Origin of the sequence: Nisaea nitritireducens, from assembly GCF_014904795.1 — a bacterium.
Lineage (GTDB): Bacteria > Pseudomonadota > Alphaproteobacteria > Thalassobaculales > Thalassobaculaceae > Nisaea > Nisaea nitritireducens.
Map to the genome: position 1 here is coordinate 1 of NZ_JACZFS010000010.1, position 14,350 is coordinate 14,350.

Annotated in this window: 16 protein-coding genes; 13 read left to right on the forward strand and 3 right to left on the reverse strand. The window is 59.2% G+C overall.

What is annotated here, in order from left to right:
* Nucleotides 1-1,170: acyl-CoA dehydrogenase (locus IG629_RS03310; RefSeq protein ID WP_193170573.1), on the reverse strand; the 1,170-nt coding region annotated here is incomplete at its 3' end.
* Nucleotides 1,171-1,304: 134 nt separating this feature from the next.
* Here IG629_RS03310 and IG629_RS03315 point away from each other — a divergent pair.
* Nucleotides 1,305-1,529, forward strand: a complete 225-nt coding sequence (locus IG629_RS03315) for a DUF6898 family protein (RefSeq protein ID WP_193170574.1) — start codon at nucleotides 1,305-1,307, stop codon at nucleotides 1,527-1,529.
* Nucleotides 1,530-1,605: 76 nt separating this feature from the next.
* On the opposite strand, the gene IG629_RS03320 is transcribed toward IG629_RS03315, so the two are convergent.
* A complete protein-coding gene (locus IG629_RS03320; protein ID WP_193170575.1) occupies nucleotides 1,606-2,058 on the reverse strand; it encodes a MucR family transcriptional regulator in 453 nt (150 codons plus the stop codon).
* Between the two features lie 315 nt (nucleotides 2,059-2,373).
* Between IG629_RS03320 and rpiB the strand changes: the two genes are divergently transcribed.
* The 12 genes from rpiB (at nucleotide 2,374) to IG629_RS03380 (ending at nucleotide 13,697) form a co-directional block, all read left to right on the forward strand.
* On the forward strand, nucleotides 2,374-2,823 hold the full coding sequence (rpiB, locus tag IG629_RS03325; protein ID WP_193170576.1) for a ribose 5-phosphate isomerase B: 450 nt from the start codon (nucleotides 2,374-2,376) through the stop codon (nucleotides 2,821-2,823).
* Between the two features lie 71 nt (nucleotides 2,824-2,894).
* Nucleotides 2,895-4,187 (forward strand): serine hydroxymethyltransferase, encoded by a 1,293-nt coding sequence (gene glyA / locus IG629_RS03330; RefSeq protein ID WP_193170577.1) that lies wholly within the window; start codon nucleotides 2,895-2,897, stop codon nucleotides 4,185-4,187.
* 58 nt (nucleotides 4,188-4,245) lie between these two features.
* The gene (gene nrdR / locus IG629_RS03335; RefSeq protein ID WP_028464858.1) at nucleotides 4,246-4,707 is read left to right on the forward strand and encodes a transcriptional regulator NrdR; all 462 of its coding nucleotides are present in this window, start codon (nucleotides 4,246-4,248) and stop codon (nucleotides 4,705-4,707) included.
* A 78-nt stretch (nucleotides 4,708-4,785) separates the two neighbouring features.
* Complete coding sequence (gene ribD / locus IG629_RS03340) at nucleotides 4,786-5,886, forward strand: bifunctional diaminohydroxyphosphoribosylaminopyrimidine deaminase/5-amino-6-(5-phosphoribosylamino)uracil reductase RibD (protein ID WP_193170578.1); 1,101 nt, start codon at nucleotides 4,786-4,788, stop codon at nucleotides 5,884-5,886.
* 9 nt (nucleotides 5,887-5,895) lie between these two features.
* Nucleotides 5,896-6,498, forward strand: coding sequence for a riboflavin synthase (locus tag IG629_RS03345; protein ID WP_193170579.1), 603 nt, complete (start codon nucleotides 5,896-5,898; stop codon nucleotides 6,496-6,498).
* Entirely contained in the window at nucleotides 6,491-7,660 is a 1,170-nt protein-coding gene (gene ribB, locus IG629_RS03350) for a 3,4-dihydroxy-2-butanone-4-phosphate synthase (RefSeq protein ID WP_193170580.1), read from the forward strand. The genes IG629_RS03345 and ribB overlap by 8 nt, the downstream gene beginning before the upstream one ends.
* Nucleotides 7,657-8,094 carry a 6,7-dimethyl-8-ribityllumazine synthase gene (locus tag IG629_RS03355; RefSeq protein ID WP_193170581.1) on the forward strand — a complete coding sequence of 146 codons (438 nt, stop codon included), beginning with the start codon at nucleotides 7,657-7,659 and terminating at the stop codon, nucleotides 8,092-8,094. Before ribB ends, IG629_RS03355 begins: the two co-directional genes overlap by 4 nt.
* 8 nt (nucleotides 8,095-8,102) lie before the next feature.
* Nucleotides 8,103-8,606: a transcription antitermination factor NusB gene (gene nusB, locus IG629_RS03360; RefSeq protein WP_193170582.1), complete on the forward strand. Its 504-nt coding sequence runs from the start codon at nucleotides 8,103-8,105 to the stop codon at nucleotides 8,604-8,606.
* Between the two features lie 2 nt (nucleotides 8,607-8,608).
* Entirely contained in the window at nucleotides 8,609-9,595 is a 987-nt protein-coding gene (thiL, locus tag IG629_RS03365; RefSeq protein ID WP_193170583.1) for a thiamine-phosphate kinase, read from the forward strand.
* Between the two features lie 20 nt (nucleotides 9,596-9,615).
* The gene (locus tag IG629_RS03370; protein WP_193170584.1) at nucleotides 9,616-10,089 is read left to right on the forward strand and encodes a flagellar basal body-associated FliL family protein; all 474 of its coding nucleotides are present in this window, start codon (nucleotides 9,616-9,618) and stop codon (nucleotides 10,087-10,089) included.
* 91 nt (nucleotides 10,090-10,180) lie between these two features.
* The gene (locus IG629_RS03375; RefSeq protein ID WP_193170585.1) at nucleotides 10,181-11,380 is read left to right on the forward strand and encodes an MFS transporter; all 1,200 of its coding nucleotides are present in this window, start codon (nucleotides 10,181-10,183) and stop codon (nucleotides 11,378-11,380) included.
* Nucleotides 11,381-11,600: 220 nt separating this feature from the next.
* Nucleotides 11,601-13,697, forward strand: coding sequence for a sodium-translocating pyrophosphatase (locus IG629_RS03380; protein ID WP_193170586.1), 2,097 nt, complete (start codon nucleotides 11,601-11,603; stop codon nucleotides 13,695-13,697).
* Nucleotides 13,698-13,757: 60 nt separating this feature from the next.
* Here IG629_RS03380 and IG629_RS03385 read toward each other — a convergent pair whose 3' ends face one another.
* Entirely contained in the window at nucleotides 13,758-14,210 is a 453-nt protein-coding gene (locus IG629_RS03385; RefSeq protein WP_193170587.1) for an outer membrane protein assembly factor BamE, read from the reverse strand.
* Nucleotides 14,211-14,350: the final 140 nt, after the last annotated feature.

A 14,350-nucleotide genomic window follows, 5' to 3' on the forward strand; every position in this document is an offset into this window, starting at 1 on the left:
ATGCACATCGTGGGTGCCTTCGTAGGTGTTCACGGCCTCCAGGTTCACCACGTGACGGATCACGTGATACTCATCCGAGACACCGTTGCCGCCATGCATGTCGCGGGCGACGCGGGCGATGTCCAGAGACTTGCCGCAATTGTTCCGTTTCATCAGCGAAATCGCTTCCGGCGCACCATTGCCGCTGTCCATCATCCGCCCGAGGCGCAGAGCGCCATGTAAGCCGAGTGTGATCTCGGTCTGCATGTCGGCGAGCTTCTTCTGGATCAGCTGATTGGCGGCGAGCGGCCGGCCGAACTGCTTGCGGTCGAGCGTGTACTGACGTGCCTGGTGCCAGCAGAACTCGGCGGCACCGATGGCGCCCCATGAAATACCGAAGCGGGCTTTGTTCAGGCAACCGAACGGGCCTTTCAGGCCGGAGACGTTCGGCAGCATGTTCTCTTCCGGGATCTCGACATTATCCATGACGATCTCGCCGGTGACGGAAGCGCGCAGGGAGAACTTGCCCTCAATCTTGGGCGCGGTTAGGCCCTTCATGCCTTTTTCAAGGACGAAGCCGCGGATCTGGCCGTCATCGGTTTTTGCCCAGACGACGAAGACGTCGGCGATCGGCGAGTTGGTGATCCACATTTTCGCGCCATTCAGCAGATAGCCGCCCTGGACGCTTTTCGCGCGGGTGACCATGCTTCCCGGATCGGAGCCGTGGTCCGGCTCGGTCAGGCCGAAGCAGCCGACCCATTCACCGGTTGCGAGCTTCGGCAGATACTTCTGCTTCTGCTCTTCGCTGCCATAGGCATAGATCGGGTGCATCACCAGGCTGGACTGGACGCTCATGGCCGAGCGGTAACCACTGTCGACCCGCTCGACTTCACGGGCGATCAGGCCATAGCAGACATGGTTCACACCAGCGCAGCCATAGCCTTCGATGGTACAGCCGAGAAAGCCAAGTTCACCCATCTCGCTCATGATCTCGCGATGGAAGACTTCGTCCCGGAAGGCTTCCTGAACCCGCGGCATCAGTTTGTCCTGACAGTAAGCGCGCGCGGCGTCGCGGATCATCCGCTCTTCCTCGGTCAATTCCTGTTCGAGGAGGAGAGGATCTTCCCAGTCGAATTGCGGTCGTGAGGCTTTGGCCGACTTCGCGGCATCGACAACGGGTTGGACGGACATGGGGAGACTCCCAAAGTTGCTGAATTTGTTGCAGAGGTATATACGCCGAAGCGGTTACAGCTTCAAATTTCCGTTGGGGCACTGTTGCCGTTCCACGGCACTTGCAAGAACGGCTACTACCGCCGGGAAGAGAGATGGCGCGAAAGTTAAACGAGCAAAGGGTGATAATCGAATTTCTGCCATCCGGGAGTTATGTGAAGGTCAGTGCCTTCGATCCCGTCAGCATGGTTGAGGTTTCGATTGTTGGTAATCCTGCCAGCGGCGAGGCGGGTCTTAAGCACGCGGTGTTGCGCAAGCTGAAATATGTCCTCGAAAAGAAGGCCCAAACGCAGCCGCGTGGCCGAGGGACAGTCGTCTGATTATCTCAAGCAGCAGGCCTGCAAAGAAAAAGCGCCGGTCGATGCCGGCGCTTCTTCAATAAAAGGCTGTTTGCGATCAGGCAGTCTTCCGCTTGCGACCACCGCGCTTGACGGCGTTGCGTCCCAGGCCGATCTTTTTGGCGAATTCCGACCGCTGAGCGGCGTAATTCGGTGCGACCATCGGGTAGTCTGCCGGCAGGCCCCATTTGGCACGGTACTCTTCCGGAGTCATGTTGTAGGTCGTCCGGAGGTGACGCTTCAGCATTTTGAGGCGTTTGCCATCTTCGAGGCAGATGATGTATTCCGGGGTAATCGATCGGCGGATTGGCACTGCCGGTTTTGCCGGCTCGGCTTCCGGTTCGCCAACCTCAGTATTGAGACGCGTGAGCGCCTCGTGAACCGTGCTGATAACCTCCGAAATCTGCGACGCTGCCACAGTGTTATTTCCGAGATACGCGGATACAACATCCGTGGTCATACGAAGTAGTTCAGAAGAGTCCAGATTGTCTTCACGGGGTTCGTCGGTCATTTCTAGATCCGATATTTAACATTATCTTGATTAAGGTGTCCTCGGAACATTGTCCCGGGCGAAATAGTTGTCAAGAAATAATGCAGCGTTCAGTTTTCCAAATCCTGAATTCATATACAGTGAATTCCTGCGGTTTATTAAAACAGCTTCTTTTTGGAATACGCGGTCAAAATTTTTCAATGAATATTTTACGGCTCTAGATAATATTCTTGCGTTTGTCGACGTCGTGTCAGGCGCGTAAATAGTGGTTCGCTGGTCTTCACGCCGCGTATATAGTAGGTACTCTGCTTAGTGGAACTGCGAGCCTGACAGGTAATGACAGATAACGCGATCGTGATCGGTTCGGATCACGCAGGGTATTCTCTGAAACAAGTATTGGTAGCTCACCTCGAAGAAAAAGGGTGGGAGGTCGTCGACGTTGGTACAAACGGCGCGGAGTCGGTCGATTATCCGGATTTCGGGGCTGCGGTCGCTCAGGGCCTGAAACAGGGCAAGGCGTCCCGCGGGATCGTCGTGTGCGGTTCGGGAATTGGCATAAGCATCGCTGCGAACCGGCACGACTGGGTGCGCGCGGCCCTTTGTCACGACGTCACCTCGGCACGGCTCTGCCGACTGCACAATGATGCCAACGTTTTGGCACTCGGCGCGCGACTGATTGGTGAGGAAGTCGCGAAAGACTGTGTTGATGTCTTTCTCGCAACAGATTTCGAAGGCGGGCGGCATCAACGTCGCGTCGACAAACTCGGGTTTGCCGAGAGCGCGTAAATCACGTCCTTGCACTGCGATGTCTGAGCGAGTAGGCCACGTTGCATTGCGGGATACGAACAGGAGCTGTCATGTCCGCCTTTGAAACGAGCACAACTGATAACCCTTTCTTTGCGACGCCCTTGTCCGAAAGTGACCCGGCCGTTTATGGCGCGATCACCGAGGAGCTGGAGCGGCAGAAGGACCAGATCGAGCTGATCGCCTCCGAGAACATCGTCTCCCGCGCGGTGTTGGAAGCCCAAGGCTCTGTTCTGACGAACAAATATGCCGAGGGTTACCCTGGTCGCCGCTATTACGGCGGCTGCGAATTTGTCGACAAGGCCGAGGCCCTGGCCATCGAGCGCGCCTGCAAGCTGTTTGATTGCAGCTTCGCCAACGTGCAGCCGCATTCCGGCGCGCAGGCGAACCAGGCGGTCATGCTGGCACTGGTCGAGCCGGGCGATACAGTCATGGGCCTGTCTCTTGCGGCCGGTGGCCACCTGACCCACGGCGCGCCGCCGAACCTGTCCGGTAAATGGTTCAAGGCTGTCCAGTATGGTGTGCGCAAGGAAGACGCGCAGATCGACTTCGATCAGGTCAAGGCGCTTGCCGAAGAGCACAAGCCGAAGCTGATCATCGCCGGCGGCTCCGCTTATCCGCGCGAGATCGATTTCAAGCGCTTCCGTGAGATCGCCGATTCCGTCGGCGCCTATTTCCACGTCGACATGGCGCATTTCGCCGGTCTCGTCGCCGGCGGTGCGCATCCGAGCCCGCTGCCCCATGCCCATGTGGTCACGACGACAACGCACAAGACGCTGCGCGGTCCGCGTGGCGGCATGATCCTTTCGAACGATCCGGATATCGGCAAGAAGATCAACTCGGCGGTATTCCCTGGTCTTCAGGGTGGCCCGCTGATGCATGTGATTGCAGCCAAGGCGGTGTCTTTCGCCGAAGCGCTGACACCGGAATTCAAGGCCTATTCCCGCCAGGTCGTCGAGAACGCGAAAGCGCTCGGTGAGGTCCTGAAGGCACGCGGTCTGGATATCGTCTCCGGCGGCACGGACACCCATGTCCTGCTTGTCGATCTGCGTCCGAAAGGCCTGACGGGCAAGGTGGCGGAAGCCGCTCTCGAGCGGGCCAGCATTACATGTAACAAAAACGGTGTTCCGTTCGATCCGGAAAAGCCGATGATCACCTCCGGGGTGCGTCTTGGCACGCCGGCGGGTACCACCCGTGGCTTCGGCGTGGCGGAATTCCAGGAAATCGGAAACCTGATCGGAGACGTTCTGGATGCTGTAGCGCAAAACCCGGATGACAGCTCGCTGACCGAAGAAAAGGTCAGGGAGCATGTCCGTGTGCTGTGTGATCGGTTCCCGATCTACTAAATCCGGCGATGCGGCCAGGGGAGGCCGCCGCCAGTTGACTGATTGAAGGGGGAAGACCATGCGTTGTCCGTTTTGCGGCCACACCGATACTCAGGTGAAGGACTCCCGTCCGACGGAAGACCATGCGGCAATTCGGCGGCGCCGGTTCTGCCCGGCCTGCGGTGCTCGCTTCACAACCTTTGAACGGGTTCAGCTCCGTGAGCTGACCGTGGTCAAGAAGACGGGCAAGCGGGCGCCCTTCGATCGGGACAAACTGGTCCGGTCCGTCCAGATCTCGATGCGCAAGCGTCCGGTCGACCCGGAACGCATCGAGCGGATGGTAACCAGCATCGTCAGGCGTCTGGAAAGTATGGGCGAGGCGGAAATACCATCCGAAGTGATCGGGCAGATGGTCATGGAGTCTTTGGCCAACCTGGATCAGGTCGCCTATGTCCGGTTCGCGTCGGTCTACAAGAACTTCCGTGAAGCCAAAGACTTCGAGGAATTCGTCGAAGAAATCAGTCACGACGGCGACGACTGACGGTCCTCGCCGCCCGGCGTCTGGGTTCAGCCCGAAGGCTTGGTCCTCGGGCTGGGGTCATGACGGGAGCGTGGAGCAATGGATCAAGATATCTCGTTCATGCGGCATGCCCTGGCGCTGGCCAGGCGTGGGCTCGGGCAGGTTGCGCCGAACCCGTCGGTTGGCTGCGTCATCGTCCGCGATGGCCGGATCGTCGGGCGCGGCTGGACCCAGCCCGGCGGACGTCCGCACGCAGAGCCCGTCGCCCTTGCCGATGCCGGTGACGCAGCCCGTGGAGCGACGGCCTATGTTTCTCTCGAGCCTTGCGCCCATCACGGTGCGTCTCCACCATGCACGGATGCTCTGATTGGGGCAGGCGTGGCGAAGGTTGTCTATGCCTTGCGCGATCCGGATCCAAGAGTCGACGGAACCGGGCATACCCGGCTTACCGATGCGGGGATCGAAGTCGCCTCCGGTGTTCTGGAAAAAGAAGCTGAGGAGCTAAACCTTGGCTTCATAACCCGCATCCGCAAAAAACGCCCCTTCGTTACCCTGAAGCTGGCGACGTCACTAGACGGCAAGGTCGCGCTGGCGAACGGCCGCAGCCAGTGGATTACCGGAGCGGGGGCCAGGGCAGTATCGCACCAGATCAGGGCCAGTCACGACGCTATTATGACCGGGATTGGGACCGTTTTGGCGGACGATCCGGCGCTGACCTGTCGTTTGCCGGGATTGATGGCACGCTCGCCAGACCGGGTGATCCTTGACGGCGGATTGCGGCTGACCACGGACCAGAATGTTGTCGAGACCGCGCATGAAATTCCGACGACCGTTGTCACGGCGGTTGATGCCGATGATCCGAAAGCGAAGGTACTGTTGGCGGCTGGTGTCGATGTCGCCGGAGGGATGGCGGTCAAGGACGGACGGCTCAACCTCGATGCCGTTCTTGCCCTGCTCGCGGACCGGGGCGTAACCCGGCTGATGGTTGAATCCGGCGGCGAGCTTGCCAGCACATTCGTCCGCGAGGAACGCGTCGATGAACTGGTCTGGTTTCGGGCCCCGGCCATCATCGGCGGTGACGGGCTTAGCGCCGTGCGTGACCTCGGTCTGGAGCTTCTCGAATTCATGCCGCGTTTCGAACGGCGTTATGTCAGGTCCGTGGGTGAAGATCTGGTGGAAACCTACCGCCGTCGAAACTAGGTTACGGCCATGTTCACAGGAATCATCACGCATATCGGTACGGTCCGCCGTATCGAAAAATCCGGCGATACGCGCATGACCGTATCGGCGGACTTCGATATGGACAGTGTTGCGCTCGGAGCTTCCATCGCCTGCTCCGGCTGCTGCCTCACCGTAGTCGACAAGGAGGAGGGCTGGTTTGCTGCCGATGTCTCGTCCGAAACTCTTTCCAAGACCAATCTTGATGGCTGGAAAGAGGGCGCGCGGATCAATCTGGAGCGGGCTCTGAAGGTCGGGGATGAGCTTGGTGGGCATATCGTCAGCGGGCATGTCGACGGGCTCGCGGAGATCGTTTCCATTGTTCGCGAGGGTGACAGCCGGCGTGTGACGCTGAAACCGGCCCCCGGACTGGCGGCCTACGTTGCCTCGAAAGGTTCTGTCGCGCTCGATGGTATCTCATTGACCGTAAACGAAGTTTCGGCCGACACGTTCGGCGTGAACATCATCGATCACACCTGGAAAGAGACCACGTTGAGTGATCGTAAGCCGGGCGACCAATTGAACATGGAAGTCGACATGCTTGCCCGCTATGTTGCGCGCCTGTTGGACGTCCGGGAACCACGGAATGACTGAAACGGCTGAACCGCTCGGCGAGCTCTATCGCACCGCTCTCTCCTCCATCGAGGAGGTGGTCGAGGAGGCGCGCCAGGGCCGCATGTTCATCCTTGTCGATGACGAGGATCGCGAGAACGAGGGCGACCTCTGCATCCCGGCCCAGATGGCCACGCCGGAGGCGATCAACTTCATGGCCAAATATGGCCGTGGCCTGATTTGTCTCTCCATGGAGCGGGAGCGGATCGAGAAGCTCGGCCTGCCGCTGATGTCCTCGAACAATGGTACGCGGCACGAAACCGCCTTCACCGTGTCCATCGAGGCGCGGGAAGGAGTGACGACCGGTATCTCGGCGCATGACCGGGCCAGGACCGTTCAGGTCGCCATCGATTCCAAATCGGCGCGGGACGATATCGTGACCCCGGGGCATGTCTTCCCGCTGATGGCTCGGGATGGAGGCACGCTGGTCCGCGCGGGGCATACCGAAGCCGTGGTCGACATCGCGCGGATGGCCGGGCTTAACCCGTCCGGGGTGATCTGCGAAATCATGAATGACGACGGCACCATGGCGCGGTTGCCTGATCTGGTTCAGTTCGCCCAGTTCCATGGGCTCAAGGTCGGGACGATTGCCGACCTGATCGAATATCGCCGGCGGACTGAATCCGTTGTCCAGCGCTCTGTTGAAACCACGCTCGACAGCGAGTATGGCGGTGACTGGCGGATGATCGTCTATGTCAACAAGATCACCTATGCCGAACATATCGCGCTGGTGAAAGGCGACATCACGAAGGGCGACCCGGTGCTGGTCCGCATGCATGCGCTCAGCATCATGGAAGATGTTCTGGGCGACCGGACGGGTAAACGGGCGGGTGGCGAATTGCAGAACGCCATGCGCCAGATTGGCGAAGAAGGATCCGGCGTTGTCGTCCTGATCCGTGAGCCGTCCGCAACCGCGCTGTCAGACAGGGTGCGCCGGAAGCTTCGGGCCGAGGTCGAAGGCAAAAAGACGGAAAACGAGTTGAGAGATTACGGTGTCGGTGCGCAGATCCTGTTGGATCTCGGCGTGCGCGAGATGATTTTGCTGAGCAACCACGACCGCACTATCGTTGGCCTTGAGGGCTACGGTCTGAGCATGGTCGAGCGGCGCGGCGTTAAAACCGGGGACGAAGGAGCCGGCGCATGAGCCGCATTCTGATTGTCGAAGCGCGTTTCTATCAGGATATCGCGGATGAGCTGGTGAAGGGCGCAATTGCGGCGCTCGAGGAAGCTGGCGTGGAATTCGACCGGATCGAGGTCCCGGGCGCGTTGGAAATTCCGGCTGCCATCGCCATCGCTTCACAGCGCACGGACGGTGAGCCCTATGCCGGTTATGTTGCGCTCGGCTGCGTCATTCGCGGCGAGACCAGTCATTACGATTACGTCTGTGGCGAAAGCGCCCGTGGACTTCAGGATCTGGCGCTTTGGGAAGGGCTTTCCATCGGTAATGGAATCCTGACCGTTGAGAACCGGGATCAGGCATGGGCCCGCGCGGCAGTCGACAAGAAAAACAAAGGTAAGGATGCGGTGCAAGCCGCCCTCGCGCTGGTGGCGTTGAAGCGCCGCTTCGGTGTCGAGTGAGCAAAAACATGACAACTTCCAAAGATCGTCTCCCGGAACGCCAGCGTCGCACGGCGGCACGTCTCGCCGCGGTTCAGAGCCTCTATCAAATGGCTATTACCGGTATTCCGGCCCCGCGTGTGATTGCGGAATTCAAGGAGCTGCGTCTTGCCGGCGGTGCCGAGAACGAGAGTTTCGGCCCTGCCGACGCTGCTTTTTACGAGAGGCTCACAGCTGGGGTCACGTCGGATCTGGAGACTGTCGACGGGCTTATTTCAGGGGCTTTGTCCGAGGACTGGTCGATCGACCGTCTGGAGACCATCGTCCGGAATATCCTTGAGTGTGGCGCCCATGAGCTTCTGACGCATGGCGACGTTCCGGCGGCCGTCGTGATCTCGGAATATGTCGATGTTGCGCACGGGTTCTTTTCGGAGAAGGAGCCGGGCTTCATCAATGGCGTGCTGGACCGGATCGCCCGCACCGTGCGTGAGGATGAGAAGGGGGCCGCTCCGTCCGGCTCCGAAAGCGAATAGGCGTGTCGAGGCTCGGCGAGTTCGAGCGTATTGCGCGTTTTTTCTCTCCCCTCGTCGAAGGTCAGAGCGACGCGCTCGGCCTGACTGACGATGCGGCACTGGTAACACCCCCACCCGGTAAGCGAATGGCCGTCACGGCGGATGCGCTGGTTGCGGGCGTTCATTTCCTGGAAGACGACCCGGCTGACCGGGTCGCGCGTAAAGCTCTCAGGGTCAATATCTCGGATCTTGCCGCCATGGGCGCTGAGCCTTATGGCTACACGATCACGCTGGCTCTGCCGCGCGGCATGGTGAATGCGGAAGCGTGGATCGAGCAGTTTGCCCGAGGTCAGGCAAGCGATCATGCGGAATACGGCATCAGGTTACTGGGAGGGGACAGTGTTTCCACACCGGGACCGTTGTCCATCTCAGTAACGGCATTCGGCTGGGTTCCCGCCGACCGGGTCTTGACGCGAGGCGGGGCACAGCCGGGCGACGATATTTATGTGTCGGGTACCATCGGGGACTCTTTCCTCGGACTGGCTGTTCTGCAAGGCAAGGATTTCGACCTCGCGGAGGCTGATCACACAATTCTGGCTGACCGGTATCTGCTCCCGCAGCCGCGTCCGCAGCTTGGCCAGCGGCTGCTTGAGGTGGCCAGTGCCGGGCTCGATGTGTCGGATGGCTTGGTCCAGGATCTCGGACATATTTGCGAAGTCTCCGGGTGTGGTGCTGAAATCCGGCTGTCTCTGGTCCCGTTCTCCGGACTAGGGCAAAGACTTGTGCGTACCGGTGCCGTTCTTGCCGAGGATCTGGTGAGCGGCGGAGACGATTATGAGTTGCTGTTCACTGCTCCGGAAGCTGCGCGCGACACTGTCTCAGACATTGCAGGCCAGACCGGTTTCCCTTTGACCCGGATCGGAAAAATGCGCTCCGGCAGCGGTGTCGATGTCCTGGATGCAGCCGGAAAAATCATGGCACTGGACCGGCGGGGCTATACCCATGCCTGACGCGCGGGTTAAATGAAGTCATGAAAATCGTCGTCATCCTTGTCTTATTGCTCGTACTTGCCGGCGGCGGCGTGTTCGGCGTCTCCATGTTTGCCCCGGGATTGCTTCCGCCGATGGTGCTGGAAATGCTGGGCAAGGAAGTTCCTCCGGAGGAGGAAAAGGTCGAGAAACGTCCGGCTGTGACCGTGTTGGTCGACCTTGAGCCGTTGAGTATTCCGATTATCCGGGACGGTCAGGTGGATCGCTTTCTGGTTCTGCATCTGCTGATCGAGGTGCGTCCCGGTGCAGACTTTGAACTGATAAATCAAAAGAAACTGCGGATCATTGATGCCATCCTGAAATATGTGCATGCGCTTTCCTCGCTTGAGATCAAGCCCGGGGTCAACGACCGGGGCTTCCTGAAAGAGCGTCTCCTGGCGAAAATTGAGGAGGTCGTTGGCGAAGGGATCGTTGTCGAGCTTCTGTTCCAGAACGTTTTCGAGCGGCCGCTCTAAGGCTGAGCCGGTCTGTGCGTTTCCTCTGATCTGGTCGCTTTGCTGACGCCGTGCTACCAGTCGGTCCCCGTTTCTAAGAAATGCGAAAACCATGACCAGCTCGGCTGTTGAAGATCGCGATCCGACGGTTCGCAATGTAGTGCTGTTGGCGATTTGCCAGGCGCTCGCCATGACCGGTATGTCGGTCAACATGACCGTGACGGCTCTCGTCGGCCAGCAGCTGGCATCCGATCCGGCCTGGTCTACGGTGCCGCTAGCCCTGCAATTCTCGGCAACGATGCTGACGACATTGCCGGCGTCTTTCCTGATGCGCCGTATCGGTCGCCGTTCCGGTTTCGCTCTTGGTATCTCCGTCGGCATCGTGGGCGCACTGACCGCGTTTTTCGGGATCTTCGAGAAGAGCTTCCTGATCTTCACTGCCGGATCGATGATGATCGGGTGTTTTCAGGGCTTTGCCGTGTTCTACCGGCATGCCGCCGCGGATACTGCCAGTCCGGGGTTCCGAAGCAAGGCGATCTCTTTGGTTTTGGCCGGCGGAGTCTTTGCCGCGCTTGTCGGACCGGAGCTTTCGAAATGGTCCTATGACCTGTTCACGCCGGTGATCTATGCCGGTTGTTTCATCATCGTCGCCTGTGTCCAGGCACTGTCCTTCGCATTTCTCTATTTCGTCCGTATCCCGCCTGCGGCCAAGCCGGGTGTTGGCGTTCATGTCCGCCCGCTTTCCGTCATTGTCCGTCAGCCGACATTTCTGGTGGCTGCTATCGGCGCGATGATCGGCTACGGCGTCATGAGTTTCGTCATGACGGCGACGCCGCTTGCGATCATGGGATGCGGATATGAGTTCCGCGATGCGGCCTTTGTCATTCAGTGGCACGTTCTGGCTATGTATGCGCCATCCTTCTTCACGGGCTCATTGATCCAGCGATTCGGTGTCCGCCAGGTCATGCTGGCGGGAGCTGTCATTCTGACGGGGGCGGTTGGCGTTAATATCAGCGGCATTGAAATCGAGCGGTTTTGGCTCGGCCTCGTGCTGCTTGGTGTAGGCTGGAATTTCATGTTCGTAGGCGGCACGTCTTTGCTTGCGGAATGCCACACGCCTGAAGAGCGGGCAAAGGTACAAGGGCTGAACGATTTCCTAGTCTTTGGAACGGTTACGGCCTCATCCTTCGCGTCGGGTGCATTGCTGAATGCTTTTGGCTGGAACGCTGTAAATTACGGCGTGCTTCCATTGCTGGGGCTGGCCACTTCAGTGATCGCGATTGCTCTCTGGCGGCTAAGGGCTAGCGCGTAAACATCGTAAATGTAATTGCGTATTCAGTTAGACTCGCTTTACAGCCTTAGATTTTTTGCTACGGTTTCAACCTCTTCGATAGGTGGGGGCGGGGACCGGCGAAATACTTTCCGCTGTCTGCCTTTTTCACCCTTCGATTTGATGTGCCAGCGGGAGCCCGGCGTAAAGACCGGGCCTTGCTGGGAGGAAATGTGCACAAGAGGAAAGAAGGGTTTCCGATATGAGCGGAACTTTGGCGTTTGTCGTCCTTTGCGGGGTGGCAGCCTTGCTCTATGGACTTTGGGCTATCCGGTCGGTATTGGCCGCGGATGCCGGGTCCGCACGGATGCAGGAAATTGCAGGCGCGATCCAGGAAGGCGCGGCGGCGTATCTTAACCGGCAATATACAACCATCGGCATCGTTGGAATCGTTGTCGCGGTCATTCTCGGGCTGACGCTTGGCATGACAGTCGCGGTTGGCTTCATCATCGGAGCTATCCTGTCCGGAGCCGCTGGTTACATCGGCATGCATGTCTCCGTGCGTGCCAATGTCCGGACAACACAGGCCGCCACCGTTGGCATGGCTCCGGCTCTTAACATAGCTTTCAAGTCCGGCGCGATTACCGGAATGCTTGTCGTCGGCCTCGGGCTGCTCGGCGTTGCCGGGTACTATGCGGTCCTGCTTAATTTCTACGATGCAGGAACGGAAGCAGGCCTCAGGCATATTTTGGAAGCACTTGTCGCTCTCAGTTTTGGCGCCTCGCTGATTTCCATCTTCGCCCGCCTTGGCGGCGGTATCTTCACCAAGGGAGCCGATGTCGGCGCTGACCTGGTCGGTAAGGTCGAGGCTGGTATCCCCGAGGACGATCCCCGGAACCCGGCCGTGATCGCTGATAATGTTGGCGACAATGTCGGCGACTGCGCGGGCATGGCGGCGGATCTGTTCGAGACCTACGCGGTGACCGTGGTGGCGACCATGCTGCTGGCGGCAATCTTCTTCACCGGCGAGGCCATGAGCCTGATGCTGACCTTCCCGCTCTTGATCGGCGCGGTCTGCATTCTGGCATCCGTGGTCGGTGCTTTCTTCGTCACGCTTGGACCCGACAAGAAGGTCATGAAGGCGCTTTATAAGGGCTTTATCGTCAGCGCCGTTCTGTCGGCGGTCCTGATTGGCGGCGTGATCAGCCAGACGCTTGGCTGGGACGCGGCGATGGTCATGAAGAACGGCCTGGAGGTAACCGGAAAAACGCTCTTCGGTTGCGCGATCGTTGGTCTTGTCGTCACTGGTCTCATTGTTTGGGTAACTGAGTATTACACGTCGACTGAATACCGTCCGGTGCGATCAATCGCGAAATCCTCGGAAACGGGTCATGGTACCAATGTGATCCAGGGACTTGCGGTTTCCATGGAGGCCACGGCACTTCCGGCTCTGATTATCTCCGGCGGTATCATTGCGGCACACATGCTGGCCGGTGTCTTCGGCATTGGCATTGCGGCAACCACGATGCTGGCGCTTGCTGGCATGGTCGTTGCGCTCGATGCCTACGGTCCGGTGACGGACAATGCCGGCGGTATCGCGGAGATGGCGGACTTGCCACCTGAGGTGCGCGAGATCACGGATGCGCTGGACGCAGTCGGCAATACTACCAAGGCAGTGACCAAGGGCTACGCGATCGGCTCCGCCGGTCTTGCAGCCCTGGTGTTGTTTGCGGCCTTCACCGAGGATCTGGCGCACTATTTCCCCGAACTGAACGTCAAGTTCGAGTTGCAGGATCCCTATGTCGTCGTTGGCCTCTTCATCGGTGGTCTGCTGCCGTACCTGTTCGGTGCGCTTGGCATGCAGGCGGTTGGCCGGGCTGGGGGAGCCGTGGTTGAAGAAGTACGGCGTCAGTTCCGCGAGCATCCGGGGATTATGAAGGGCACGGAAAAGCCTGAATATGGCCGGGCGGTCGACATGCTGACGAAAGCTGCAATCAGAGAAATGATCATCCCGTCGCTGCTGCCTGTGCTGGCTCCGGTCGTGGTCTACTTCGTGTTCAATCTCATTGGCGGACAGGGCGCGGCCTTCACTGCGGTTGGCGCCATGCTGCTGGGGACCATCGTTACCGGGATCTTCGTCGCCATCTCCATGACTGCTGGTGGCGGTGCCTGGGACAATGCGAAGAAGTATATCGAGGACGGTAATCATGGCGGCAAGGGCTCGGAAGCCCACAAGGCCGCCGTGACGGGCGATACGGTCGGCGATCCTTACAAGGATACTGCCGGTCCTGCGGTGAATCCGATGATCAAGATTGCCAATATTGTGGCGCTGCTGCTGCTAGCGGCACTCGCCACCTGAGGCTTCTAGGACGACATGAGACGCAAAGGCCCCGTTTCTGCGGGGCCTTTGACGTTTCAGCTATTGGTTCACTTCCTGGTTGAAGCGTCCGATATTGCCAAACAGCTGCTGCAAAAACGAAATCTTCTGCCCGGCAGTTTCCGTCTGCCGGTTTACATATTCGATCTTCTTGCCGTCTTCCTTATTGAGCCGGCCGATGCTGTCGACGACGCCGGTTTCATCGAAGGCGATATAGATCACCCGTTGCTCAACGACTTCCTCGGCGAAGAAAGCTGTCTGCTCAGTATGCCTGGCGATATACATCCAGGTTTCCTGGCCGTATTCACTTTCGGTCGAAGGGGAGCCGAGCAGAGCGAGCACACGCCCCTTGTCGCTCTTTCCCGGCTCAATGGCCGCGAGATTGTCTATATCGACCAGATTACCGTGAATCTCGACCCTGGGGGTGCAAGCCAGAAGCACCATAGCAATCAGGGGGAAGGCGAGTCCGGTGCGCCAGAACGGAATGCGGCTCACTCACTGTCTCCGTTACGTCTCGTCATTGCCTGGGATAGCGCGCTGCCGTTAAATTTGCGCTTACGCTTGGGACGGCTGCGCTGCCCGGCATTCTGGCGACAATTTGGGCACCGCAGGGGCCGAGGTCAACATTCCTCTTA